This is a genomic window from Pseudobutyrivibrio xylanivorans (assembly GCF_008935055.1).
Classification (GTDB): domain Bacteria; phylum Bacillota; class Clostridia; order Lachnospirales; family Lachnospiraceae; genus Pseudobutyrivibrio; species Pseudobutyrivibrio xylanivorans_A.
The window spans coordinates 2,316,520-2,343,183 of record NZ_CP043028.1 but is presented as its reverse complement, the minus strand read 5'-3'; the positions used below and the strand labels follow the sequence as shown (position 1 = coordinate 2,343,183).

Here is a 26,664-nt window from a genome sequence, read left to right as displayed (position 1 = left end):
TTTTAGATCTCCTTTATTATACTTTGTATTATTACCACAGTCAACGCCAAAACGCCAAAACGCTTTTTTACTTATCTTCTTTATCCAAGAAATATTCAAACGCAGTCTTTAATGCCAAAAAATGCTTCGGTGTATATTTTATTGTCTGTTTTAGGCCCTGCATTTCTATTTCTAGTCCAATTAATTCATCATCACCCTCTTCAATTTCAATATCCTCAATTTGCTTTGCAAGAGTTGATAAGTCAATTGAACAAAACTTGTACTCAGCTGCGTGATTTGGGCAAAAACATATGGAATTCCAGCCTGTTGTTAACGTTCTCTTTAATTTATCATCAAGTGTACTAGTATTTAATAGATTAATTCCTTCAAAATACTTTTGCCCATTCCATTTTGTTATTGTAGAATCACATATCTGACATCGACCATGATATTGACTATATAGGAATTCCCTTTCGCTAGGCTCTGCTTTCTGTCTGCTTATGATTGCTAGCTTTTTTAGCCCCTTCGGACGTTTAACTCCTTCTTCAAGTTCTTCAATGATCTTTCCTTTTCTTCTGGTGACATTTTTCACACTTCCGGAAATTAATGCCTCATCATCAACCTCATCCATCTGACTTTTATTCTGAGCAGATAGTGCTTCACTTAAGTCATATTTTTTTTCTTCTTCATTGACCATCTTCAGGATACCTGCAGCAACCTGCGGATTAGTTAATAATGCACGCAATGCCTTAGCCTGTTCCGAATCCTCAGATACTCCCCATTCCGAAATCAGTTTTTCACTTTGAATTTTTATACGATTTTTGTTTGTACCAAAAAGAACAAGTTTTAAAAATAAACTATTATCTTCCCAAATAAAGCCTTCCGGAAGCTGTTCTTTAGAAATATCTGCAGGCTTGTAAAAGGAACCATCTTCATTACTTGGAATCCACTCGTTATCTCTTAGTAATAGAATTAATGTCGAATCACACTTTCTAGAAGGACTTGTTCTATTAGGTGAAAAAGTAGCCTTGCAATACCTTGGCAATGATTTTAAACCTATCATATAATTCCATATGGTTTTTGAAGTGTATTCACTTGGACTCATTACAATTTCTTCCAATCCTGCAATTGTATAATCTTCACTTGTTGAGTGACTCGTCACATTATCACTATAATTATATAATGCAGTTTGATATAATGGATTTTTCTTTACATCTGCTTTAATTATGGATAACTCATAATTAATTCCTAATCTTTTCACGAAATCACAAAACTCTTCAAGTTTATTATTTTTAGAAAAGAAATCATAATAATCATCCGATAATCCATATATACCTTGAAGGGAACAAGCAATTGCTTCATATCCAGTTTGCTCGTACGGCTCATCAAGATATAGTTCATTTATACTAACTTTTTGTCTTTCTGTACTTGTAAACCATATTTTTTCATCCTTAGCCCAAGAAAAGTCCGATTCCTGTAAAGTTCCGACCAATTGGAAAATAGATTTTAAATACTCACTCGAAACTTCTTTATACGCTTTTATTGCTTTAATTAATAATTTTGCACTTGCGGCATCGTTAAAAGGCTGTATTTTTAACAAGTGCCATAACACCTGTAAATTGTCTTGCCTCACGAAATCAGAGTTTAAATAATTTATGTTTTCTAAAATACTATCTCCCGGCAAATACATGTTTTTAGGTTCTATATAATCTCCTTTATTAGACAACAAAATTTTTGTTTCACGTAAATTACTAATTACTTCATCTAAGTGTAATGTCATCCTAGGTTCTTGAAACGAATTGCAATAATCAATTAAAAACATATAGAAATTATTTAGCCAATCAGGAGTGCTCTTTTTAATATATGATTCGATCATGTACCTTTTTTCACTAATGAACAATCCCGTTAATGACTTGTACGATGCTTTAAAAAAAGGTAGCGAATCAAAAAGATTAATACAATTCTTCTTACGCAAAGGAGCCATGCATAACCAATCCTTTTGATCTAACCCCAATGCTTCCTTCAGTAATTTAAAATCAAATAATCCTTGGATGTTAGGTGTTGTTCTAACCAACTCTGAGACAGAGTAATAATCCCCATTGGCACCCAGTAGCCATTTATGTTGATCAAATTCTTCTATTAGCTTGTCTCTAAGAAGCGCATATCTTCCTTCTAATTCATCTATGTTATTAGGAAGCATATTATAAACGGAAATATCTAGAAGACCTTTTTCCTTGATAACATCGATAGATTCTACCATCAATTCAAAAATTTTTTCAAACAGGAGATCATTCTCTTCACAATCTCGAACACTATCTCTAGCAACTGTAGATGCGAAAGGCCCATTAATAATAAATCTCAAATTAGAATGCTCTTTTACTGCTGGAAAGAAAATATTAACAGACCCCTTAACAGAAGAAACCTCATATCTATCACCATAATTGTTCAAAAAATAAGCAACATTAACACGAAGCTTGTTTTTTTCTGCTTTTAATTCGTCTACTCCTTTACCAAAAATCATCCAATAATTATCTGTAGACTTGCTAGACGAAACAATTCTATATATATAGTCTTCCACTTTTTCTTTGGTAATTGTACCGCTTTCACTATCATCGATATCATATGATATTTGATGAATATTATTTAAAAACATAATTGTGCTGTCTGAAAGACTTTTTAATTCTTCTGATATCTGCTCGTAATACTTTTTCTGTTCATTTTGTTCACCTTTAAAAGGAAAGACAAAAACGGTATCGCCTGCTTTTCGCTCATTTAAATTCTCAATCCTTCGAGGCATGAGCATATCAACTATCTCAAAATTATAATCCTGTGAATACACTCGCGGCGCATCAGTAAATGAGAACACAGACTTAAAGCCAACGCCAAACTTCCCCACACTTGTAGAATCATTTTTCTTTGTGCTATTACCAATATTTGTAATTCCCTTTACATCATTTAAAGTAAATATTTTACTTCCATCATGTGACATAATTAAACAATCACTTTTTAAATAAAAGCTGACATTTCTGGCACAAGCATCCTCCGAGTTTTGCAATAGCTCATATATAAAATGTGCATTATCTGGATATAGCTCCGTTAAAAGTCGCTTGGTCCCTTCAAAAGAATTACTCTTTTTGGCAGCAACTACATACATTTGCATTAGATTTGCATATTCCTCAAAATCAGCCTCTTCTACACTAGGTAAATCATCTATAAAATTTCTAAAATCGCTCATTCACTCACCTCTATACTTCCGGCACAAACGAACTTGGATAGAAGATCAACTTTCATTTTTTTATTTTCTTGCTCATCTAACCTTGCTTCGAGATCTCGCATAACATTTTCATATTCTTTCTTTTTCATTCTTGTAATGTTTGCATTGTCTGCCAGAAGTTCTTGTCTTTTTATGGTTTCCAGTCTATGTTGATAACTAATCTTCAAGCTCTCTTCTCGTCTATTAAAAATTTCTTTTTGCTTTTCAATAAACTCTTGTCGTTCTTCACTCCATAATGCTTGCTGACGTTCATAAAACTTGTCAATCTCTACAGGAATTCCTCCCGTTATAACAGAGCTCTCCAAAATTAATTTTTCAATAACATCGGAGTATTCTTCATCAGCAATTATTTTTAATTGACTATTATTGTGCTCACCAATATATCTCCATTCGTAAATCGCAAAATCAATTTTTTTATCTAAATGCATATCTGGTCTAGCTTTTAATCTAATAAATTTTTTATCAGATTCAACCAAATCATAACTGGCCATAATCGTCATCGGATGTGTTAAGCCAACGTAATTAACCTCAATTCTTTTTGCCAGCTCTGCATCAAAAGAAAAAACATACTTATCTTCTGTTCCTTTAAGGTAATTTACCCACTCTTTATCATAGAACGAAAGTTTATATTTCATTTTTTTATATTTTGAAAGCAATTCAGTTCTTTCTATCTTAGACAAAGAAACAAATATACTTTCATTTTTTCTGACTAGTTCTTTTGAATAATTCTTCTTTAACCATTCATTGATAAGGTTTTCTACTTTTTCTACTGTCATCCAATTGCCAGTATTATTTCTGATATTTTCTTTATCATCATCAAAAGGCATTCTAATACTAAGAAAATCATATTGATTCTCTTCCATAATTCTATTTTCATTAAGCAGACGAATCTTATTATCAGAAAGCTGAACTAACTTATCTTTCTTTTCTTCTTCTGTAAGTTTATAATCAACCGCTATATTCTGGATTTCTTTTGTCAATTCACCAAGTATAAGTTCCCCGCAACCTAATGACTCATTAAATACACCAATTCGTGTTAAGCATCTGTCATAAATATCAGCATCGATTGTACCGTCAGTTATCATATTGTAAATAAGTACTGAATCGCTTTTTTGACCGTTACGATCAATTCTTCCTATACGTTGTTCTATACGCATCGGATTCCACGGAAGATCATAATTTATCATACAATCGCAAAACTGATAATCAAGGCCTTCACACCCTACTTCAGAAAACAATAAAATATCCAAAGACATTTCATCTTCTTTTTTCTTCATAAACCGCTCTCTTTGCAGAATTCGGTCCTCATCCTTAGTACTACCAGTTACCAGGCCTACTCTATAACCTTCTTCTTTCAAATGCTCATACAAGTAATTTAATGTATGTCTAAATGCACTAAAAATCATTATTTTGTTGTTTTCAAATGTATTTTTTTCACGAATAATTTTAATCAGTGCATCTAATTTATTATCCTTAACATCAATAGTTCTAGCATCATTAACTACTTGGATTATTTCTTTCTTTATTTCATCAGAAACAGTTATTTTAAACCCATCTTCCGACTCGAAATTATCAAAATTTTCTTCTATCCCCTCCAAAGAAATATGTCTTGTCAAAATGTCTTCTATACTTGGCGCCAATCCAAAAATACAGCTTGCTGCTTGCCTAAATAAAGTAGACATTAAAAACTTAATCATTGAGTCCTTATAATATGTAGATAAAATTTTAGACTGCACTTCAATTAATTCATCATACAGTTTTTGCTGTTGCGGTGTGAAATCACAGCGAACTGTAATTGGTTTTCTAGTTGTAAAATTTCCAATATCTCTTTTACGTGTTCGATTAATAATATTGCTAAATGTGTGTAACTTCTCAAGCCTTGATATAATCTCCACTCTATCTTTGGAATCATCAGAAGCACAACTTATTTTTTCGCAAAGTTCAACTAACTGTTGTCCTAATGCCGTTCTATTACTCCACTCTAGTGCTTGAGCTGAAGTAAGAATAGAAATAGCATTATCTCTCCATTCAGCTTGTCGTCCCCTAACGATATCAATCGCTTTATTAATATACGGATTAGGTTCTGCCATTGATTTATATGTATCTTCATCAATAATATAATCCGGTCTCAAAAGGTTAAGTAAAACGAATAAATCTCTATCACCAAGCTGAATAGGAGTAGCAGTAAGAAAAACTACTGCTTCAGCATGCATGCAAAAATATTGTATTACTTGATAAGCTTGAGTATTCTGATTTCTAATATGATGTGCCTCATCAACAATTACCAAATCAAATTTAGGAGAAGGATTTAAATCTAAAAGACCTAATTCCTTCCTTTTTCCTGGTTCATCCATACCACCAAGAAGTTGCTCATCCAAAATAGAATACGGAATAATACATCTTCCGTATTCATCTGGCCATTCTCCATCATAATCACATTCTTTAATAGCCGCCCTAAGCTTGCTTCTATCAATGTGAGTAAACTTTTCTCCAAATTTATTTTTCATTTCATTTTGCCATTTACCTTCTGCGACCAAAGGTCTTGGGCAAAAAATCATTATATTCTTCATTGATTGTCTTGCGGTCAATTCCTTAACAATTAATCCAGCCTCTATTGTCTTACCCACACCAACATCATCTGCAATAAGGATACGTGGCTGATCTGATTTAATCATTTTTAAAACAGGTCTATATTGATAAGGAATAAAATCTATATTAGCCGACTTGATTGAATACAAATCTTTACCAGGATTGCTAATGGCTAACGAAGATAAATATGCATCAAATTCTTTTCTTGAATCAAAGCTTTTATTATTGCTATCTGCTTTAACTAACTGTGTAACATCTAAAATCAGTTTTTCTCCATTAACCAAAACCTCATATGCATATGAGTTTGTTGTTCTTGAATTTCTCAAGATATTTATAACAGCACCAATGGCATTATTTGAAACAACTTTAACAACATCTCCAACATTTATTTCATTCATATTATGAGCTCCTCTCATAAAAAAATCGTCATTTTATATGCTAACGCCAATGCACAAAAGCGTCAATTTATATATAATAGTTTTTTCCTCTTTCCGCTCTTCGCGCGGCACCATCTTCGATGGTGTTAGGGCGCGTCTTCGCAAAGTGGCGAGCAGTGCTTTTTTGTACAAAAAGCTATTATCCGCTCGTTGGTGGCACATCCCCAATCCCCTTGAACAAGCTAAACGCTTGGCTACGCAATTCTTACGAATCACTATTTTCTTCCGTTGGAATTTTCTTCAGAAATGAAAAAAGAGGGGAATCCATAAGTATTAAACCTACAGATTCCCCAAATAGAATTATCGAGTAATATTGTGTTTTCTGACACGTTCCTTCTTCTGCTCTTCATCGCTTTTAAGGAACTGGTCGATATCGTATTTTGCTCTTTGAATCTCCTGCATATCTTTCTTAACCTGACGATATTCACCGTACAGCTTTTTCTTTTCTGCAAGGATTTCGGCATACTCTGCACTGAGATCTTTTACCTTAGGAAGCTTCTTCAAATGAAGCTCATCAAAAGCACTCTTGGCTGCCTTATGAATCAGGATTTCCTGTCTATGCTCTTCTAAGAACTTCTTGCTGTATCCGCATTTACGATAATCCGCATATACGTCTTTGGTCTTGAAGTAATCAAAGATATATTTCTTCAAAACCTGAATCTCAGCAAGCCGCTTCTCCTTTTCTTTAATGGAAGCTGAAATTTTCGTAAATCGCTCTGTTGCTGTTTTCACATTTTTCTCCAGATCATCGTAGCTTCGGATGTCATGCTGCTTCAGATATAAAACTGCCTTGGCCACCTGCTTTGTATTAAAGTTCTTGGCAAAGCGGACATAATAATTTCCTTTGCCCTGAGCCAGCTTCTTTTGAATATCGATAAGAAGGTCAAACTCATGATCTTCCTTTTTTCGCTGGTAAGTCTTTGGCTGTTTCTCAGCTTTTTCATTATCTTCAAATGCATGCTCCATCTCACCAGCAAGAATCTTCTTAAGGTCATCTTCTGTATAACCATCACCCAGGGAACGTAGCCGTATGAAGCGTTTCTGATCTTTTCCTTTTAGAGAAGTATGCTTTCCACGCTTAATCTCGTATCCGGCATCTTCCAGTTTATAAAGCAGCTCATCAAAATCTTTTGCGCTGCCCTCCTTAAGAACCTGATCAATCGCATCTCTGATATCATCGCGGAAAGATTTCTTCTCAGGATAAGTCGTTCGTTTAACACGCTCACTTGGCTTCTTCTTTTCTATGACAGACAAGCCATGCTCTAAGCAGATGATATCTGATAATCTCTGCAAAGCAAGACCAACAAAAAAGAAATCTCTAAACTTATGGGTGCAGTCAAGACTCGTAGAATTAAAGATAATGTGATTATGAATATGCGCCTTATCCGTATGAGTTGCTACGATAAAAGCATGATTGCCTTTGGTAAATCGCATGGCGGTTTCATAGCCTACCTGATTCGCTTCCTCCGGTGTGATTTCTCCCGGCTTAAAGGATTGCCTGATCTGATAAGCGATAATATTGCCCCGGGGATGTCTTCCTGTCAGGCGCTCATATTCTCTTTTTGATAGCATGAATTCTTCATCAACGCTCTCAGCCTGGCAAGCGTAGGAACTGATATATTGACCATGGTCCGTCTTCTCTCCATTCTTGGCATAATCTGTTCTGTCGCTAAGAGACTTCGCTACGCTTTTACCTTTATTCTGATGCATCGTGATAAGTCTTGTAGCCGCCATACGCATTCACCTCCTTCCCTAAATCGTAGACAGGCGCTTTAGTATTTCTTTCATCACTTTCCAAAGTTCTTCCTGATGAAGTCTGATATCATCGATATCTTCTTTGTAGATACTTCCGGTTTCATTTGCTTTCTTTGCATACTGATTCATATTGGAAGATGTGATGCCAAGAAGCCTTACAGCCTCTTTAACATCACTTAAATCCATCTGGATGAGATAACCATCAATCGCCATTTTGCGAAGATAAGCACTCTCATTTAAGATGCCGATTTCTTTCTCCCTGTCACGAATCAGTTTAGCTTCCTCAGGAGTTGCAAAGAAATGAAACTGCTCCGTTCTGTTATTCATGATTACATCTCCCTGCAGGGACAAATCACAGGAGTCTTCTTCTCAGGTTCCGGTATTGGAGCCAGCTTCACTTTTTCCTGCTGCTCTTTTATCTTTTCCATCACGGAAGCTTTGGTATCAGCAATAATATCCTCCTGATCTGCTTTCTCATTGATTTCAGCAAAATTAGGAACAGGAGCTGCTGGCACATTATTGATGATTCCATCAAAGGAATTATCATTCTGCTCCACCATATCTTCGATACCGCGCATATGATTTCTGCTGATAGATGGGCCAGCTCCCACATCTTCGATTGGATCAATGGACTCAGGAATCTGTTCCTCTACTGCATTACCTGTGACTTCATCCCATTTTCTGATTTTTTTCATCTTTGCCATCTGGACGCTCCTTTCTTCGGATACTTTTTATACTGTTTGTACTGACGAGGTGGAAAGAGTTTATCTGCACCCTTTACAGGCTCATAGGTCTCGATCAGATCAACAATCATATCCTTGATTTCCGCCATAAAGTCTTCCGATGCAATATCCTGTTTTTCCACTTCCAGAAGTTTCTGCTCCCACTCAGCTGTCATAGATGCCGACTGAATCTGTTCCGGCATGACAGTAATAAGAGAAGTTCCCTTATCAGTTGGAACTAGATATTTGGTCTTCTTATTTCCCTGTCGTTCTACAAAACCGATACGAACCAGCTTTTCAATTACACCAGCGCGTGTTGCAGGAGTACCAAGACCTTTACGCTCTACTTCGTCAGGTGTTTTCTTTGCTCCTGCTGATTCCATAGCAGAAAGTAAAGAGTCCTCTGTAAAACGTTTCTTAGGAGTTGTCTTTCCTTCCTTTACCTTAGGATCTCTGGCCGGAAGCTCACGCCCTTCAGATAAAAGAGAAGCATCCGCTTCCAAGATTTCCAAAATGCCATGTGAACCACCATCATCTTTTTTACCAGAGTCTTCTTCCTCATCGTCCTGCTTTTTTCCAAGGATCCAGTCTTCCAATAGATGCCAGCCAGGACTTGTGATGCACTTACTCTTTGCCTTAAAAACTTCACCGGCACATTCCACTTCCAGGGCATACTCTGTAATCTCAGCCGGATCTCCAACAGAAGAAAGAAGCCTTGCAGTTACAAGACCAAGAATCTTTTGTTCACCGGATGGGATTTCTGAGTAATCAGCATCCGAAACATTTTCTGTAGGAATAATCGCGTGGTGATCTGATACTTTTCTGCTGTTTAGAACCTGCTTTGTAGAAATAGGAACCATCTTCGTATAACCGTATTTATCTTTCATCAGGCAGCAAAGACGAGCTGTACTGTCATCCATATCATCTGTCAGATATCTGCTGTCTGTTCTTGGATAAGTAACAAGCTTCTTCTCATATAAACTCTGGGTATAGTCGAGAGTCTGCTGAGCGGTAAAGCCATAATACTTATTGGCATCCCTCTGAAGACTTGTAAGGTCATAAAGAAGTGGTGGCTTCTCAGTTTTCGTAGTGGTCTCCATTTTAGAAATTTTCGCCTTATCAGCTGCATTGATTTTCTCTACAAGTTCCTCAGCCTCCTGCTTTGTTTTAAAGCGCTTTGAGGTAACAACAACACCGGAAACCATCATCTGAACGGTATAGAAGTTTTCAGGCTTAAAGCCTTTAATCTCAGCTTCACGCTCTACAATCATTGCAAGTGTAGGAGTCATAACACGTCCAACATTTAAGGTCTGACCATAAACTGCAGAAAAGAATCTTGTAGCATTTATACCTACAAGCCAGTCCGCACGTTCACGACAAAGAGCAGCTTCATAAAGATCATCATAGTCAGCACTTGGGCTCAAATTCTCAAAGCCTTCCTTGATTGCTTTATCTTCCATGGATGAAATCCAAAGTCTCTCAAAAGGCTTTTTACATCCTGCCTGCTTATAAACAAGACGAAAGATAAGTTCTCCTTCACGCCCTGCATCGGTTGCTTCCACAAGACTGTCTACATCAGAACGCTTCATGAGATCCTTTAAAACCTGATACTGCTTTTTCGTGGAAGCTGTTACCTGATATGAAAAAGGCGCAGGGAAAATCGGTAAATCTTCCTTGCGCCACTTCTTATATTTCTCATCGTAATATTCCGGGTTTGCCAGCTCGATCAGATGCCCTACGCACCAGCTGACAATATAACCATTGCCTTCAAGATAGCCATCTTTCTTTTGATTTGCTCCAATGACCTTCGCCAGAGACTGAGCTACCGAAGGCTTTTCTGCAATCACTAACTTCATATAGCAACTTCCTCCTTCTTCTTTGATGTTTTGGCTTTCTTAGACCTTGCAGTCTTCGCCTTTTCCTTAATCTTTTTGGATACAGATTCTTCTTTTTCAGTTCCATTAAGTTCAGGTAAAAGCTTTGTGATTTCATCAGCTGCTTTCACAACAAGAGGATGTGCTGCCAGATCAGGAAGTATATCTTTCATCTCCTGCATATTCAATCTGTTGCCAACAACCAGATCATATTCATTAGCAAGAAGCTGATCATCTTTGATGACAAAACCAATTGTCTTTACACCATTCATCCTGTCAGACGGAATCGACTTATAAATATCTACTACCTGCTGCAAGGTTAGGTTCTCATGGAACTCGCCCATGGAATGAAACTCACCACATTCTGCAACATAAAAACTGATAGGTTCTTTCTCTGCAGTAAGCTCCTGCACCTTCTCATCAATCTTCGTAATGAGATCAGCTGCTGCCTCACGAATCGTATTAAGTGATTCTTTTAACTCAGGCATCTCTTTTCCCTGAGACCAGGTCGCCACATAGGCGAAACTGTAATCAGAAGTATCAATGCCATAATGCTGACACACGGTATAGGCAACACTCTCCGCTTCAACCTCTTTACTGTTTTTGGACTGCTTGTTATCTTTCTGGGCTTCCAGATTATGAAGCTTGGCGTGAGCCATTTCATGAATTGCAGTCTTTATTGTCTGAATCTCACTCATGCCTTTATTGATAGCAATGCGATTATCTTCAACATGAAAATATCCCTTGGCACCGGAATTGATATCCTCAAATCCGATAGATACAGGACTTGCTGCCTTGATTGCTTCAAAGAATGTCTGATATCCTTCCACACTTCCGGTAAGCTCATCTACACCGATGGATGGAAGTGGTTCACCTTCTGTCTGAGAGATATCAAAAGTACTTACAGGCTTAAATGCAGTAAGATTGATTTCCACCTTTTCCTTTACAGCTTCGCCATCTTTATCAAGAATGACTTTGCCGGTCTCATCTAGTTTTTCCTGTTCTTTTTCCAACTTAAAAGGAGCCGGAGCAAGGATACGGATTCCCTTCTCACCCTTCTTTACAAAGCGTCCCATCTTCTTCCATCCGGTATAGGATTGAACTAGAGTCGCATCCGGCTTTTGCATCATAATCAGGATGTTGTTATTCACCGAGTAATGCGGAAACTTTGCCATGGTATCCAGTAGGTTTTGAAACTGCTCTGAACCAAAGACATCCTGCACACCCTTTTCCAGCTTTTCTGTAATATCCTTCATTTCAGCTTTTCGCTGCTCAGCTGCCTTCTCAGGATCAAAATTTGTGGTTTTACCCATTCTCCCTCACCTCCTTCTTGTACTGATTCAGTTTCCTGGTAAGAGACTTTTCCATTTCGATTTTTCTGCGCTTCTCATGCTTGGCTTTCAGCTGTTCCAAGCCTTCCACGTATCCCATATATCTTGATTTTCTTGCCATAACTTGTCCTCCAAAACAAACCAGGGCAGCCCTTATGGACTGCCCCTTAGAATCAATTATTCAATTACTCATCCTCTTCAGAATCAGGTTCTTCCGATATATCTTCCTCAGCCTCAGGAACTTCTTCATCAGGTTCCTCTTCTGCATCTTCAAGATAATCGTCCTCTTCATCCTCTAAGTAATCTTCATCAGGATCAGGTGATGTCGATACTTTCTTAGGCTTCTTTTCCTTCAAATACTTAAAGCCCATGTATCCACCTGCACCGAGGAAAATAATAAGTGCCACAATAGCTGCAGGACCAACAGAAGGTTTCTTCTTTTCTTCCTTTACCTCAGGCTCCGGTTCAGTCGAAGGCTCCTCTATCGTCTCCTTAGCAGCATCTTCCTTTTCTGCACTCTCCAATGATTCCTGAAGCGCTTTCTGCTCATCCTCATCCATTAGTGACAAGAGATCAGCTTCATCCACCATATTCAAGAAATGAACGGTTTCTGTGCCGTTATCATCACGATCAATGATGATATAGAAGTAATTCCCTTTCTTGGTAACAACAGTGATAAACTGCTTGCCACCGGCTTCTACCGAACCATAATCATCTACCAGAGTAAGATTTCCATCCGGTGTAAGAGGCCCCATCTTCTCATCTTCCTTTTCCTCTGGTTCTGCAGGCTTTTCTTCACCCTGACAGATAGAAATGTCCTCTTTGCATACAGGGCAATCTTCATTTACAGAGTCTTCACTGCATTTCGTTTCGCAGGTACATTCTGCTTCAGGACCTGTATGCGCAAAAGCTGTCATGGGAGTCATCCCAATAAAAAGAGCTGCAGCACATGCCACAGCTCCAGTAAGTCGCTTATTTAATTTAGTAATCTTCATCCTCTGATTCCTCCTTATTATCATCACTGTCATCATCTCCATAGATGGATGACGTTGCTTCAGTAGTTGTAGGTTCCGTCTTATTCTCTGCTGTTGGAACAGAAAGCTGTCCGGATGCTGCAAGCTGTAAAAGCTTTGCCACCTCTTCCGGAGAAAGTTTAAGTGCACCAACATCAGACAAAATCTGACTGGCCTCTGCATCCTTTAATTTTGCCTGAGCTGCTTTTAATCGCTCATTGGCTTCATCTCTACGCTTTTCACAGCGCCTGACTTCTTCACGAAGCTTATCTAATTTCTCAAACATGCCGTTTTCCTCCTAGTTCTTAATTCTTCCAAATGTATAAAAATGATTTTGCCAATAGTTGGTATTGATGGATGTGTACTGAATCGGGTTGCCGCAATGAATCATCATGCCATTACCAACATAGATTCCTACATGACTGGCCCCTGCCGTATCATAGGTTCCCTGGAAGAAAATAAGATCTCCAGGTTTTGCATCCTGTTTTGAAACCCTAGTACAGCAGTTATTGAGAAGTCCATCAGCAGTCTGTCTACCATAGCTCCATCCATTACCACAGTGGTTGATGACGTAGCTTACAAAACCTGAACAGTCGAAGCTGGTACTAGGACTGCTTCCTCCCCACACATACGGATAACCAAGATACTTTTCTGCCTCACGAATCATATTGGCGAATCTGGTATCTGTAAGAGCTTCAGGTGGAATATCATAATCCTGATACTCACCTGGATCAGGATTGGAATAAGGATCACCCTCAAAGAGATAAGCCTTGTTGCCTCTAGTCTCTAACAGAAGCTCATAACGGCTCATCTGATCCTCAGTCAGTCCCATATTTCTTACAACAGAATCCATAGTGTTGTTGGTAAGAGTTGTCACAAGAACATGCCAGTCATACTCAACTTCCACCGTATAGATATAGGAATGCACGTGTCCCTCCTCATCTGTATAATGACCGGTTCTTCTTTCTGTTCTGGTTTTCTTTTCAATGACTTCCCTGGTCGTAAGCTTATACTGTGCATTGAAGATTTCTGTAAGCTTAGCTTCCGCTTCTGCCTGCGTATAATCCTCATATAGTACTGTCAAAAGAGCTGCCAGCTGATAAGGATTATGATTGATTTCAGCCAGGTTATAACGATACTCATCATAGCCGGGATACGTTGTAGGGATATTATTTACCTGCGTCTGTAAGTCAGACTCCTTACTCTTATAATCCTGCTCTACAGCCTTAATATCATTGTCATCCGCTGTATAGGAAGTAGCTACTGTAGTATCACTAAAGGAACCAAGCATTCCTCCTGCAAGACCGGCACTGCCGGAAAGCATCAAAATCAGAATAAGAATCACAAGTGCCATGATAATTACTAATGGATTATCCATAATCTTCTCGCGAATCCATTCTGCGAATCTTCCAACCAAGTCTTCTGCCTGATCGACAAATTTCTTTGATATGCTTCCAACCTGATTGGCTGCTTCCTTCTGTGATTTCTTATAAGCAGCTCTCTGGAATTCCTTTTTCATATAATTCTTTTGAACTGCCTTTGTGGATGTGGTCTCCTCAGCACCCTTTTTGACATCCTTCTGAAGCTTCTTAGAATACCGGCTCTGATGAAGTGTTCTTGCGGTATTTTCAGCAGTCGCTGTAGTCTTATTCAAAGCCTCTGTACCCACATTCCGATCTTCATTTGTTCTGTCAATCTGACGATGAACAGATACGTTTTCAGCTACCTCACGGCGGATTTTATGCCGCCCCTGTACCTGAAGCTTTTTAATTTTTTTCTTTTCTTCTGCAGTAAGCTCAAGGTTCTTTTTGCCATGACGGAACTTCTTTCCATATGCCTTCTTAGCAGCGGTTTCACTTTTCAGCTTCTCACCCTGGCTTTTTTGTCTGTACTTGCCGGAGGTTCTCTTCCGTGACTTTTCCTTCGAAAACTTCTTATCTTCATTCATTTACATCTCCTCCTGAGGCTGTGCCACCTCATCAAGCTTGGTGGTCATGATACGATAAAGTTCCAGATCCTTAGGGAAACGATCCACAAACGGAAGGATGACATTGCCATAAAATAAAAGCCCTTCACCTTCTCCCGAATGTGTTACATACGAGAGCTGATGAGGGCTGATATTCAGCTGCTTGGCAAGGATAGCTCGATCTCCTACTGCCTGATTCAACATATAGATAAAATCTGAGTTTTCAAAGATATTCTCAACTTCCTTAGAAGCAAGTAAGTCCTTTACGTTCTGAGTGATACCGGTAGGAATACCGCCCCACTTTCTAAAACGCTTCCAGATTTCTACGGTATAAGCTGCTGTCTGCTCCTCACGAAGAAGAAGGTGCATCTCATCCATGTAGTATCTAGTGGATTTTCCCTGGCTTCTATTCTCTGTAACTCTGCCCCAGACCTGATCCTGAACAACCAACATTCCGATTTTCTTCAGCTGCTTTCCGAGGTCTTTGATGTCATAGCATACAAGTCTGTTTGTGATATCCACGTTAGTTCTGTGATTAAACACATTCAGAGAACCTGTGACATAGATTTCAAGGGCTGTTGCCACATTCTTTGCTTCCGGCTCATCCTGCTTCAAGAGTGCATTGTAAAGGTCCTCAAGAAGCGGCATATTCTCAGGCACAGGATTCAGGAAGTACTGCTGATAAATCTGATGAATACAACGGTCAATGACAGTCTTCTCAACAGGCTTAAGTCCTTCCTTTCCACCGACAATAAGCTCACACAAAGACAGGATAAAATCTGCCTTTAAGGCAATCGGATTATCATCATCGGAATAGTTCATATTGATATCCATCGGATTGATGTACTGACTGCTGGTAGGGCTAATCTTAATAACCTGACCGCCAAACCTTTTTACCAAAGCGCTGTACTCTGACTCAGGATCTGAGATGATAACATCATCATCCGTAACAAGAAACGCATTTGCGATTTCTCTTTTTGCCGAGAACGATTTACCGGCACCAGGTGTACCAAGGATAAGACCGTTAGGGTTCTTAAGCTTCTTTCTGTCCACCATAATCAGGTTATTGGAAAGAGCATTCAAGCCATAGTACAAAGCCTCATCTCCTGCCTGGAATAATTCCTGCGTTGTAAATGGAACAAAAATAGCTGTGGAGCTTGTAGTCATTCCACGCTGGATTTCGATCTCGTTGTAAGCAAGCGGAAGGGAGCTCATAAGCCCCTGCTCCTGCTGAAAATTAAGTCTTACCAGATTGCAGTTATGCTTCTGAGCAATGGAATTTGCCTGAAAGACATTATTCTCAAGCTCCTGCTCTGTCTTACCGGTATTGAGCACTAGGAAAGTCAGAAGAAACATACGCTCATTCTGGCTCTGTAACTCCTTTAAGAGAGCCTTCGCATCCTTTCCATAGGTAGCGAGGTCTGAAGGAATAATATCCATATCGTAACCGGCTCTAACAGCCTTCTTCTGCTCCTCAATCTTGCTTCGATCAAGTTCTGTAATGGTGTGTTTTACCGTCTTAATTGCCTCTGTCTGATCTACAGACTGAACATGCATTGTAACAATCTGACTGGACTCCATACCAAGGAAGTCTGCCAGCATTCTGTCTGAGATATCAGAAGCTGTGATACTAAGGAAGCTCATAGCTCCATACAGATTACCCATCTGGAATAATCTGCCATTCTTAAAATTGAGTCCTGCAGGTGCTACAAAGTCCTTTACTGAAAGTCCGCTTCCTACAAGCCATTTCCAGTCGAAGAAGAACTTCTCATCATCTCCCATATGAAACTGCTGGTGAATCAGCTCTAAGCGTTCTGCGCCGTTTAGCGTATTTGCCTGAACACCAAGTCTCTTGAAGTTGTTAAGAAGATCCATCTCGATATGAATAAGTCTCGGTTTTGCTGCTTTCATGGACTCTGCATGAATACCAAAGGATAAATACTTGGTCTTGGTTAGACCATTGTTTCCAGCTTCCATCTGACGCTTTAACATACCGGTATACTCATCCCTAACTTCATTGAAACCATCATTCTGATGTGGTATGGCAATGGACTTTTCAAACTTCTCAGCATCCGTAGCCATGTTCATGAAGCTGAGTTCAAAGTGAACCGAGCTGTCAAAGAAATTCAGGAAGCTGCACCATTCCTCGAAAATCTCTGTCTGATCTTCCTGCTGTGCCAGCTGATAATTGATATCCTGAAACTGAATCGTCTTTGTATAATAATCGCTGCCTATTCTGCAAATGCCATCCTTAAACATCCTGTCAAAAGGAATGCTCTGCTGAGCTGTTCTGGGAACACCATCATTTTTCTGAGCTTCTTTGATGACGGCTCTTACTCTTTTCTGGTCTGCTCTCGATAACCCTGCCGGCATTGCGATGTCTCTTTTTTTCGCTTTCAGAAACAATTTTTTCTACCTCCTTCTCTGCTTTCTCCTGCCTCATCAGGGCAGCGTAATAATTATCTGTTTTGTAAGGCCTTATCTTCGGCCTGATAAATGTTGCCTGAATAAAGTGATGCAAGAATACCTCAAGCGGCTGTCCGTTCTTTTCATACATTGCAAAGAAAAACAGCGGCATCATTACAATCATCATGCCCATAGCTGCAAAGGTTGAGTCTCCGATCTTTTTCAAAAGGAAAAAGGTAGGAACACCAATAGCTGCAGCTATACAGAAGCAGATGAGCTGACGCTTGGTGAGGTTGAATGCCACTTTACTCTTTACCTTCGTGAGATCACGAGGCACCGGAATATAAGATGCCATTTCTTTTCCTCCTTAATGTGCGTGGAATACAGATCTTGCAATAGAACCTGTCTTAAACAAGGTAAATGCAAGAAGTAATGTGATACCAAGGACATTCCACAAAGAGCCCATGATATCTGATGAAAATGAAACTGTCTGAACCAGGGCTGCATAGATTGCTACGCATACCATAATTAAGAATCCCTGGAAGCCAAGTGCAAAAAGGGATCTAAGGTAGTTCTGTCCAATCATGCTCTGTTCTCTATTGCCAAAAGTCGCAAAAGGAATCGGAGCAAGGCTGATGGTCAAATAGATCTCTATCATTCGTCCATAGACAATAGCCCAGATCAGAATCGATAAAATCTCGAATAAGAACTTCACGGCAAAGGACTGCAGGAATATACCAAACAGCGGCCCTACATCCATTGCTTCCAAAGTGCTTTGCATAGTTGCCAGAGTTGAACCGTCCACTGCGGTACTTCCGGCAATAAGTGATCCTGATTGACTGACCACATGTTGTGCTACATCAAAGACTGCCATGGTGATATTAAAGGTATTTGTAATCAGCGTTACTGCTACAAAGGTCTTGAATACCCACTTGAAAAAGATCCAGGTTTCAAAGTTTGCCAGGTTATTGTGAGCGATGACCAGCTGTATCAGTTCATAGCAGGCAATAAACGTAAGGATGATTCCTGCTATGGGTAAAATCACATTCTCCGACAGATTCCTGATAAGGTTATAAACCGTAGGCTGGAACTGGTCCGGAGTCTGTGCTACCTGTGCTGTTACTTCTCCAATCTTCTGATTCAAGGTTGAAAATGTAGATGTGAGGTTATCCATAATCCCACCTACCAGCATGTCTTTGAGCCAATCAGTCAGTTTTTCTAACAAACTTTCCAACGATTGCCTCCTTTCTCAGGGAAGGGCAGCTTGTTACACTGCCCCTCCTGATTTTTTGTTGGTGATAGGCCGGATTAGAAAAGTCCGGAAAGAAGTGGAACAAGAGTAGTACCGATGAGGGCAACTCCACCACCGGCCATGAGCTGCTTCATGCCCTGTGACTTAGCTCCAGGGTTGTCATTGCCATATCCCTCCATGAGGTTTACAACACCCCAAATTCCAAGACCTGCACCAAGTGCGATAACGAGTGTCTGAAGTACGCCTACTGCTGAGTTGAAAAATGCCATAATAAAATCCTCCTTGTGATTTAAAAAATTGATTGTTTGTAGTTGCGGGCATTAAAAAAGAGCCATGGCTGATCAGGCCGTGACTCTCGTTAATTACCCTTGAAAAAAGTTCCATATTCAGTTGTAAGCCGGATGTCTTCTGCAGTGACTTTTCCGGCACAGCGCTGCATTAATTAACGCGGAATCTTCCGCTATACTCCTCTACAGGAGTAAATACGGCGGCAGGTTATGACTCCTGCTTTTCAATCGCCCTTTGGCTACGCCGCAATTTTTTATAAAATAGTTACCATTGAATCAATTGGATTTCTTTTTTTATCGCTAGATACACCTTTGAAATCGCTAGCGCGAAATCCCAAATCCAGGAAACAAATAGGATAGATGTTTTCTGGCAAATCAAAAACATTCTGTGTTTTAAGAACATCATTCACTCCAGCCCAACATGTATCCAATCCTATATCTGTTGCTGCCAGCATCATATGTGTTGCTGCAATAACACCATCTGTCAAATAGCTATTTCCACCCTGAAAATTACTTGCAGCATTTTTATCGGAACATACTAGAATTACCATCGGTGCTCCATAACGGCATGGATGAACACTGTCCATCTTCTGAAGAGCTTCTCCACTTTTTAGTATATACACTCGTTGTGGTTGTTTATTAAAAGCTGTTGGTGCTAAGCGCCCTGCTTCCAGAATATATTTCACTTGATCTTCTGTTGGCTTTGTATCGCTATACTTACGAACAGACTCTCTTTTCTGAATAACTTTATTAAATTCCATATCTATAATCTCCTTTGCTACATTGATTCTGTTATTTAAAAGATATGGTAGTTACTCAAAAAATCCAAAACTCCACAGTAACATAGCAAATTTCATGAATCTCATTCCTCCAGCGAATATATTAAATATAAGTTAAATAACTCATCCTCAATTATACGGGATGAATTTTAAAAATGTCAGTGAAAAATTTCTTCTCTTATACTCCATTAGCCTAGGCATCGTTAAATACTTCGTATTCATCATTTGGATGTAGGACAAGCTTTCTGTTAAGATATTTCTCAATGTCAAACCAGTTCTTCTTGTCATAATCTGCAGTCAGCGGATAGTTTGGATGCTTTGTCAGGTCATACTTATCTGAAAGAAAAGGTCTCACACCTCTCACCTGCACGATACATTTACTGCCATCCATAACAGCAAGCTCATCCATGCTCATCAGCTCTTTGCCAAGCTTCTGATAATTCATGTTGTAGGACTCCTGGGAGCCCTTGGTGTTTCCTGTGGTGTACATATCAATGGTTTCCTTGCCAAGAATCTCTGTAAGATCCTTAAGCGTTGTCTTCTCAGTTCCACCAAGGAAGATCTGTGAATCCATGTTACCGATAATGGTATCAGCATTATCTTTGTAGATTGCCTTAAGCTGTGATTTAGCCTGAAGTACCAGGCAGGCACTAATCTCACGGGATCTGATAGTTGCCACAAGTTTTTCTAGGTTAGGAATCTGTCCGATATTGGCGCACTCATCTACAAGGCACCTTACATGGACCGGAAGCCTTCCACCGTAAACATCATCAGCCTTCTCACAAAGTAGATTAAACAGCTGCGTATACACCATAGATATTAGGAAATTAAAAGTGGCGTCTGTATCTGACATAATCAGAAACAACGCCGTTTTCTTATCACCGATAGTATCCAGTTGTAATTCATCATAAGCTGTAATCTCTCGAAGCTCCTTGATATCAAACGGAGCCAATCTGGCACCACAGCTTACAAGGATTGATTTTGCTGTCTTTCCAGCCGCCAATTTGTATTTCTTATATTGGCGAACTGCAAAATGATTTGGATCTTTTTCTTCCAGATCATCAAAGAGCATATCTACTGCGTTTTTGAACTCCTCATCATCTTCTCTAACCTCCATTGCATTGATCATTTCAAGAAGAGTTGTGAAGTTCTGCTCCTCAAGCGGAGCCTCATAATGGATATAGCCTATAAGCGCTGAATACAGCAATTTCTCAGCCTTCTCCCAGAACTCATCCCCGCCTTTTCCTTCACCTTTGGTATTGGCAATCAGTGTAGTTACAAGCTTTAAGATGTCCTTCTCACTATGAATATAAGCGAAAGGATTGTAATGCATGCTCTTGTTGAAGTTGATGGTATTGAAAATCTTGATTCGATACCCCTTCTTCACAAGCGCATTACCACATTCCAGAACCACACTTCCCTTAGGATCTGTTACTACAAAAGAACAGGGATAATCCTTACTGTCACACTGTAGCAAGTTCGGCTTAATAAAAAACCTAGTTTTACCTGAGCCGGAACCACCTACAACCAGCACATTCTTATTTCTTGCGTACTTTGGCTGTGATGGTCTGGAACTTAGTGTAATCTGCTCCGTCTGGGATAGAATCACATTATTCTTCGGATCAGGATCTTTGAATGGTTCTATGTCGGAGGGCTTCCCCCATCTAGCCGAACCATATTCTTCGCCATGCCGATACTTCTTAGCGTTCTTACCCTTGAGATAAACTGCAAGTCTTAGTGCTGCACCGCAGACAAAACCAATAAGTAAATCAAAAGGATGTAAGCTCGGCAATGGATTAGAAAATGCCTCCTGAAATCCTCCTCCAAGGATCAAGCCCTGGAGCTTTTCTGAAGCATTCATCCCTTCTGCTATTCGCCAGGCTTCACCGAAATTCGTAGCAAATAAGCCAATGGCTACATACGGGATGTTTAGAATAATCTTCTTTTTTACTTTGTTGTTCATCGTGTCTGCTCCTTCCTCTTCTCAGCAACCTTTCGAGGTAGAGAAGCCACAATCTCCTTAAACTTCTGAAGCTTACCAAGTACACTTGCCTTTTCACCCTTTTCTTTTCCAAGGGTTCTTCTGGTGTAATCAGCCACCAGATCAGAGATAGCATCTGCATCCTGAGCCTTGAAAAAGATCTTATAAGTGCCAGCCTCCTTATCTTTCACCACGGCATAATCCACACCATACTTCCTGGCAAGGCGATTAAACAGATGAATATCTTCACCATCCAGCTCAATCTTCTGAGCACCTTTGCCTTGCTTAATGAGCTTTTTCACAGGCATCTTACCTGTTTTAACTTTTTCCTTTTGCTTTTGATTCTGTGCTTTAAGTTGAAGACAAATTTTTTCCAATGACTTTACAATCTCTCTAGCTGCAGGCTTGGCAACATAATCAACTACAAAGTGAAGCGACTTGGATGATAGTTCTTCATTTACCATGAATTATCGCCTCCTCTCATAACTTCATAAACCAACAACTCCATCAAGCGTTGTTACAATTACCTTTGCTTTCCTAGCAATTGCAATATCATCCTTAACCTCTTCGTTCTGCTTATTACCACAGATAACAAGGAATCTTGCTCTACGAAGCAGATCCTCAGACATCTCCTTGAATCTCTTATGAGCTTCCGTATCCTCAGCTGAAAAGATTCCATCAAAAGCAAGAATAGGACAAAGGGGAAGGTATCCTTCCTTTACCAGTTCCTGACAGTATTTCTTGGCATCTTCTTTTGCCACAACCGGATTCTTATTCCATGCTGCAGTAACATATGCTCTCGGTATTGTTCTACTCATGATATTTCCTCCTTAATCAACACGCATTGCAGAAAAGCAAGCATCTCCTGCCTTCAAAGTATCCATCTGTGCCATAGCAACCTCTAAGAGATCACCAATCTCATCATCAGGAATAGCCTTGAGCACATTCCCTGCTCTTTGAAAAATGAGAACACTGCCTACCAGGTACTCCTCACCTTCAGCCTTAAAAAGCTTATCTTTGTTGTAAACAGCAATATAATCTGACTTTCCAAGGTGAGTCCCTGCCCCACAAGTAGCCATCTGATCAAGGATTGTCTCTGCTTCCTTCATAGAAATCTGTCTGATTTTGCCGTTGGTCCCAAGAATCACAGCATGAGCATCAGGCCTAGATACATCTGTCTCCGGTACTTTAATTCCATCCTTCATAGGATCAAGCTGAATATCAATTGTAATCTGTTCCATTGTCATTCCTCCTTAGATTTTTCCTGTCGCCATGTCATGCTGGACCAGCGACTGATAATAGTTGTTAATCGTAATTGGCGCATTATAAAGTGCTGCCACTATGTATTTCTTTACATTGCGAACCTTTGTAGTCTTGTCCTTCATACTATCCATTACAAACTGGATATGGCTGCTATCCAGCTTCATGAATCTGCTTTTCACTACATTAATAGGCTTTTTATCCCCGGATATAGTGATAAACTTCTGATTGCTACACAGCACATCCAGGATTATGTCAAAAATCTCATCTATCTCTTCTACTCCATAGGGGTAGCGCTCTTTGAGTATCTCTATATCCAGTGACTGGTATAAATATTGTCTGTATAGCTCCCTCTCATCTTCTCTGCTCTTAGATAAGATAAGATTAGTATTACTACACTCAGTATTATTTAACTCAGTATTATTAGGTGGTGATTCTCGACATTCCGGGCTGGTGATTTTCACTACACCGGTATGGTGATTTTCACCACTCCGGACTGGTGATTCCTGAAGCAGGATAAAGTTCTTCACATAGATCCTGTCAGGTTTACAAAGTCCCTGCTTAACTTTTTCGATAAGTCCATAGCTCTCAAGTTCCTTTAAAAGCTTTAATGCCTTCTGACTTGCACAATGCAAATCCTCCTGAATACTGACAAGTGTGTAATAAACATACACTCTGCCCTCGTCATCAATCCAATGATTCTTTTTGGAAAGGGATACCCGATTCAGAAATAGTCCATACAGAACCTTGGCATCCGTAGAAAGCTTTGCAAACTTTTCATCCTTAAAGAACACCTGGGGAATCCTATAGAAGGCAAACTGCTCAGACTCTTCTTCATAAAAATAGCCAAAGTCCATACCACACCTCTTTAGGCATTACCTGTAGCAACACTGTTACTTCTGCTGTCAGCAACAAGCTTCTGATAGCAGGGAAAGCAAAACGTCCTTCCATTGCCATAAGGGCAAGGATGACTGCAATTGCAAGGTGTAACTGGACCAAGCTTAGGTGCAACACTGTGTGGCACCCTTGAAATGCCATTTTTGTTAAAGTTTTTCTGAACTCTCATATATTTCTTACTCATCTTAGATATCTCCTTTCACCATTGAAAAAGGCCTCCCTAAAATAGGGAAGCCTCTCTCTTACTTATTGATGAAGCTTATAAAGAAGTCTCATGCTTCTTGGTTGCAGCCTTTGTTGCTGCATCCTTAGCCGGATCTTTCTTTGCAATCTCCTGTTTCTTTTCTTTTAGATCTCCAAGGACGGAATCTTTATCAACAGCCTCGTGTTCAGCCTCACGCTGACGTTCCTCATACTTATCAGCCAGCTCAAAAATATGATTCTGACTGTCGTAATGATAAACGTGATCTGTAAGCTGATCTGCAGGTTCAACCTGAGTAGCATTGACTTCCTTAACCATGTTTTCCAGCTCTTTGGCTGTCATCTGGCCATTGTCCTTTACAAGCAACACCTCATGGATACTGCTTGGAAGAACGAAGAAGTCACCGCCCATCTTTTCAGCTGCATCCTCCATGAAATTCGGATATGCGATAACACCAGCTCCATGGATCTTATCCGGAACTGTAGCAACAAACATCTGCTCATCTTCCGGTGCAACCTCAGGAATCATGCCAGGTGCAAGCTCACTCATTACTTCAGACATACCTCTGATCTCAGATGGTCTGATCTCTGGTGCATTCTCCATGGCATCAGCACGAAGCTGCTCTTTGGTAATGCCATACTGATCAAGCAACTGATTGGTAACAAGGATTGTTCCATTGCCGGAATCTGTCTGATCAAGCACAAAGCGATAAACAACAGCCATATCCTCCATTCTTTCATGAGGTACGCTCTCAAGAAGTTCCGCATTCTTCTCTGCAGAAACCACTTCCATAGAAAGCTTGCTCTTCATCTGCTCATAATCAGAGAGCGACTCCAGATCCACCTGAGGCGATTCACGGAATCCTTTCTCCACTGCATCAGCAAAATGTTCTGCAATCTCAGGGATTGGTGTACCATTCTCATAAGCAGCAAACGCCTTTTCAACGCTGATGTTCACTCCAATAGAACTGTCCGTAGGTCTTACTGTGATAGCATCATAGCTTTCATTCATCTTATCTACTCTTCGAGCAGTAAGTTCAACATCAGCTCCTCTAACAGCAAGTTCAGCCTTTAACGCATCCTGGAAACCTTCTTTGAAACGTTCATAATCCATATTCAATTTTCTCCTTTTCTTTGACAGTTTTAATAGAAACACCGGCGCGCGCTTTCCGGTTTCGGATAACAAAAAAAGCGCCGCACACGACCTTGAGGGTTTGGTCATGTGGACGCTTAAATCTGCTTCCTATTCTTCTGCAAAAGAAAAACAAGTGAGTGGCTTTTGTTTACCTCTCACTTGTCTATGATAATAATAGCACCGTTAAATCTATAAGAAAAGTGCTAATGTCGGTCGAGACGAGACAAAACGAGTCAAAACGAGACAAAATCGGTCATGAGACTAAATTCTTGCTAAAAGCTCCTTAAATCTAATTAGTCCTGCTTCACCCCAAATCGTAAGAGCCTGTGGAACAGCTACTATAATGACTGCAACTATGATTCCCTGCCAGCCTAGAGAAGCAGAACCTGTTTTACTGATAAACTGACACAGGCCTCCAAGGAGAAATAATGCACCGATTATTCTGAATGCCAAAATAGCCCATCCACTTAAAAAATCTATTGCCAATACTAAAAGAGTAAGAACTGCCTGTACTGGTAATAAAGCAATTCTAAGGATAAATCTCAACACTGTCATCATAGGGTCCCCCTTTCCTTCTCCCACATTACTTTATAAGCAATTAATCGAAGCACATATTCTGGAGCCTGGGTATTACCAAGTTCCCAGTCCTGTAACGTTCTATATGGAATTCCAAGGTATTCTGCAAACTCCTTCTTATTCATTCCTGTCTGATTTCTAATATAAGCAAAGGCGCTTGCATACATTCTTTTTTTCTTGTCCGCATCAGCTTTTTTCTTATCAGTTTGTTCAACTAATACGCCATTAGCGATACCATCAAGCTTAAAATCTAAATCTGCCATAACGCACCTCCTATGCACGGTCTCCGTATATCTATCTACTTTCATTATATATACGGTCTCCGTATATGTCAATACAAAAAAATACCCGCAAAGCAGGTGTAATCTGCAATGCGGGCATCCTGAGTCTTATTCAGTTTTTAGAGCAATCCTTCAACCTTACGCTTTATTACCCAATAAACATCTTCAATATCACGATCAGATAATTTCTCAAGTAATTTAAAGAAAGAACTGTACTTAGCTGCAAGTCTCTGCTCTTCACCGGCTTCTGTGAATTCCAGGAACAGTAATTCTCTTACATCAACTTCATAGATACGAGAGAACTGTGCAAGTTCATCAGCAGATAAATTTCTCTGTGCCGCTTCAATCTGGCTGATAGCTCTCTTATTCAACTTCATAAGATTAGCTGCTTCATCCTGAGACAATCCTGCTCTCACACGTGCCTCTTTAAGCTTCTTAGCTGTAAATTCCGACATTTTTAAACCTCCTTCAAAGTTTCGATTTTCGAAACAAAATCAAAAATGGGCTATTTTTCGTGTTACGATTTTCGAAACAAATGCTTCGAATTTCTGTCGAATGCAGTCAACAATTTCTTGTGTCTAGCTCTCATTACAGCTTGGTTGAAATTATTCTTAAGTAAAAAAATATAGGGTGTCTAAGCAGACACCCTATACTAGGAATAGCTTTATT

At 39.6% G+C, this 26,664-nt stretch carries 26 protein-coding genes; all 26 read right to left on the bottom strand.

Going from position 1 to position 26,664, the window contains the following annotated elements; genetic code table 11:
- Nucleotides 1-67: 67 nt before the first annotated feature.
- On the bottom strand, nucleotides 68-3,214 hold the full coding sequence (locus FXF36_RS10490) for a sacsin N-terminal ATP-binding-like domain-containing protein (protein WP_151623852.1): 3,147 nt from the start codon (nucleotides 3,212-3,214) through the stop codon (nucleotides 68-70).
- Nucleotides 3,211-6,240: a DEAD/DEAH box helicase gene (locus tag FXF36_RS10485; protein WP_167511361.1), complete on the bottom strand. Its 3,030-nt coding sequence runs from the start codon at nucleotides 6,238-6,240 to the stop codon at nucleotides 3,211-3,213. The genes FXF36_RS10490 and FXF36_RS10485 overlap by 4 nt, the downstream gene beginning before the upstream one ends.
- 339 nt (nucleotides 6,241-6,579) lie before the next feature.
- Complete coding sequence (locus tag FXF36_RS10480) at nucleotides 6,580-8,013, bottom strand: relaxase/mobilization nuclease domain-containing protein (RefSeq protein WP_151623848.1); 1,434 nt, start codon at nucleotides 8,011-8,013, stop codon at nucleotides 6,580-6,582.
- 18 nt (nucleotides 8,014-8,031) lie between these two features.
- Nucleotides 8,032-8,361 (bottom strand): plasmid mobilization protein, encoded by a 330-nt coding sequence (locus FXF36_RS10475; RefSeq protein WP_004602770.1) that lies wholly within the window; start codon nucleotides 8,359-8,361, stop codon nucleotides 8,032-8,034.
- 2 nt (nucleotides 8,362-8,363) lie between these two features.
- Complete coding sequence (locus tag FXF36_RS10470; RefSeq protein ID WP_151623846.1) at nucleotides 8,364-8,738, bottom strand: DUF4316 domain-containing protein; 375 nt, start codon at nucleotides 8,736-8,738, stop codon at nucleotides 8,364-8,366.
- Nucleotides 8,726-10,612, bottom strand: a complete 1,887-nt coding sequence (locus FXF36_RS10465) for a DNA topoisomerase 3 (protein ID WP_151623844.1) — start codon at nucleotides 10,610-10,612, stop codon at nucleotides 8,726-8,728. Before FXF36_RS10465 ends, FXF36_RS10470 begins: the two co-directional genes overlap by 13 nt.
- Complete coding sequence (locus FXF36_RS10460; RefSeq protein ID WP_151623842.1) at nucleotides 10,609-11,943, bottom strand: ArdC family protein; 1,335 nt, start codon at nucleotides 11,941-11,943, stop codon at nucleotides 10,609-10,611. The genes FXF36_RS10465 and FXF36_RS10460 overlap by 4 nt, the downstream gene beginning before the upstream one ends.
- Nucleotides 11,936-12,082 carry a hypothetical protein gene (locus tag FXF36_RS16345; RefSeq protein WP_167511359.1) on the bottom strand — a complete coding sequence of 49 codons (147 nt, stop codon included), beginning with the start codon at nucleotides 12,080-12,082 and terminating at the stop codon, nucleotides 11,936-11,938. Before FXF36_RS16345 ends, FXF36_RS10460 begins: the two co-directional genes overlap by 8 nt.
- A gap of 64 nt (nucleotides 12,083-12,146) precedes the next feature.
- Nucleotides 12,147-12,956 (bottom strand): DUF4366 domain-containing protein, encoded by an 810-nt coding sequence (locus FXF36_RS10455; protein ID WP_167511358.1) that lies wholly within the window; start codon nucleotides 12,954-12,956, stop codon nucleotides 12,147-12,149.
- Nucleotides 12,943-13,260, bottom strand: a complete 318-nt coding sequence (locus FXF36_RS10450) for a DUF4315 family protein (RefSeq protein WP_074758310.1) — start codon at nucleotides 13,258-13,260, stop codon at nucleotides 12,943-12,945. The genes FXF36_RS10455 and FXF36_RS10450 overlap by 14 nt, the downstream gene beginning before the upstream one ends.
- Before the next feature lie 12 nt (nucleotides 13,261-13,272).
- The gene (locus FXF36_RS10445; protein WP_151623838.1) at nucleotides 13,273-14,922 is read right to left on the bottom strand and encodes a C40 family peptidase; all 1,650 of its coding nucleotides are present in this window, start codon (nucleotides 14,920-14,922) and stop codon (nucleotides 13,273-13,275) included.
- Entirely contained in the window at nucleotides 14,923-17,313 is a 2,391-nt protein-coding gene (locus FXF36_RS10440; protein ID WP_151623835.1) for a VirB4-like conjugal transfer ATPase, CD1110 family, read from the bottom strand.
- Complete coding sequence (locus FXF36_RS10435; RefSeq protein ID WP_026508817.1) at nucleotides 17,243-17,701, bottom strand: PrgI family protein; 459 nt, start codon at nucleotides 17,699-17,701, stop codon at nucleotides 17,243-17,245. The genes FXF36_RS10440 and FXF36_RS10435 overlap by 71 nt, the downstream gene beginning before the upstream one ends.
- 12 nt (nucleotides 17,702-17,713) lie before the next feature.
- Nucleotides 17,714-18,580: a VirB6/TrbL-like conjugal transfer protein, CD1112 family gene (locus tag FXF36_RS10430; RefSeq protein WP_026508818.1), complete on the bottom strand. Its 867-nt coding sequence runs from the start codon at nucleotides 18,578-18,580 to the stop codon at nucleotides 17,714-17,716.
- A gap of 74 nt (nucleotides 18,581-18,654) precedes the next feature.
- On the bottom strand, nucleotides 18,655-18,867 hold the full coding sequence (locus FXF36_RS10425; protein WP_004602781.1) for a Maff2 family mobile element protein: 213 nt from the start codon (nucleotides 18,865-18,867) through the stop codon (nucleotides 18,655-18,657).
- 272 nt (nucleotides 18,868-19,139) lie between these two features.
- Nucleotides 19,140-19,646 carry a nitroreductase family protein gene (locus FXF36_RS10420; RefSeq protein ID WP_004602782.1) on the bottom strand — a complete coding sequence of 169 codons (507 nt, stop codon included), beginning with the start codon at nucleotides 19,644-19,646 and terminating at the stop codon, nucleotides 19,140-19,142.
- Between the two features lie 211 nt (nucleotides 19,647-19,857).
- Nucleotides 19,858-21,627 (bottom strand): VirD4-like conjugal transfer protein, CD1115 family, encoded by a 1,770-nt coding sequence (locus FXF36_RS10415; RefSeq protein WP_151623833.1) that lies wholly within the window; start codon nucleotides 21,625-21,627, stop codon nucleotides 19,858-19,860.
- Complete coding sequence (locus FXF36_RS10410) at nucleotides 21,624-22,109, bottom strand: PcfB family protein (RefSeq protein ID WP_151623831.1); 486 nt, start codon at nucleotides 22,107-22,109, stop codon at nucleotides 21,624-21,626. Before FXF36_RS10410 ends, FXF36_RS10415 begins: the two co-directional genes overlap by 4 nt.
- A gap of 24 nt (nucleotides 22,110-22,133) precedes the next feature.
- Nucleotides 22,134-22,463 carry a DUF7768 domain-containing protein gene (locus tag FXF36_RS10405; RefSeq protein WP_151623829.1) on the bottom strand — a complete coding sequence of 110 codons (330 nt, stop codon included), beginning with the start codon at nucleotides 22,461-22,463 and terminating at the stop codon, nucleotides 22,134-22,136.
- A 12-nt stretch (nucleotides 22,464-22,475) separates the two neighbouring features.
- On the bottom strand, nucleotides 22,476-22,886 hold the full coding sequence (locus FXF36_RS10400; protein WP_074758297.1) for a hypothetical protein: 411 nt from the start codon (nucleotides 22,884-22,886) through the stop codon (nucleotides 22,476-22,478).
- 12 nt (nucleotides 22,887-22,898) lie between these two features.
- Entirely contained in the window at nucleotides 22,899-23,762 is an 864-nt protein-coding gene (locus FXF36_RS10395; protein WP_151623827.1) for a DUF6017 domain-containing protein, read from the bottom strand.
- Between the two features lie 11 nt (nucleotides 23,763-23,773).
- Entirely contained in the window at nucleotides 23,774-23,986 is a 213-nt protein-coding gene (locus tag FXF36_RS10390) for a hypothetical protein (protein WP_026508829.1), read from the bottom strand.
- Nucleotides 23,987-24,061: 75 nt separating this feature from the next.
- Nucleotides 24,062-25,117, bottom strand: a complete 1,056-nt coding sequence (locus tag FXF36_RS10385; protein WP_151623825.1) for a DUF5688 family protein — start codon at nucleotides 25,115-25,117, stop codon at nucleotides 24,062-24,064.
- Nucleotides 25,118-25,399: 282 nt separating this feature from the next.
- Nucleotides 25,400-25,696, bottom strand: a complete 297-nt coding sequence (locus FXF36_RS10380) for a hypothetical protein (RefSeq protein WP_151623823.1) — start codon at nucleotides 25,694-25,696, stop codon at nucleotides 25,400-25,402.
- Nucleotides 25,693-25,977 carry a helix-turn-helix domain-containing protein gene (locus FXF36_RS10375; RefSeq protein WP_317617403.1) on the bottom strand — a complete coding sequence of 95 codons (285 nt, stop codon included), beginning with the start codon at nucleotides 25,975-25,977 and terminating at the stop codon, nucleotides 25,693-25,695. The genes FXF36_RS10380 and FXF36_RS10375 overlap by 4 nt, the downstream gene beginning before the upstream one ends.
- A gap of 137 nt (nucleotides 25,978-26,114) precedes the next feature.
- A complete protein-coding gene (locus FXF36_RS10370; protein ID WP_151623821.1) occupies nucleotides 26,115-26,450 on the bottom strand; it encodes a helix-turn-helix transcriptional regulator in 336 nt (111 codons plus the stop codon).
- Nucleotides 26,451-26,664 lie beyond the last annotated feature (214 nt).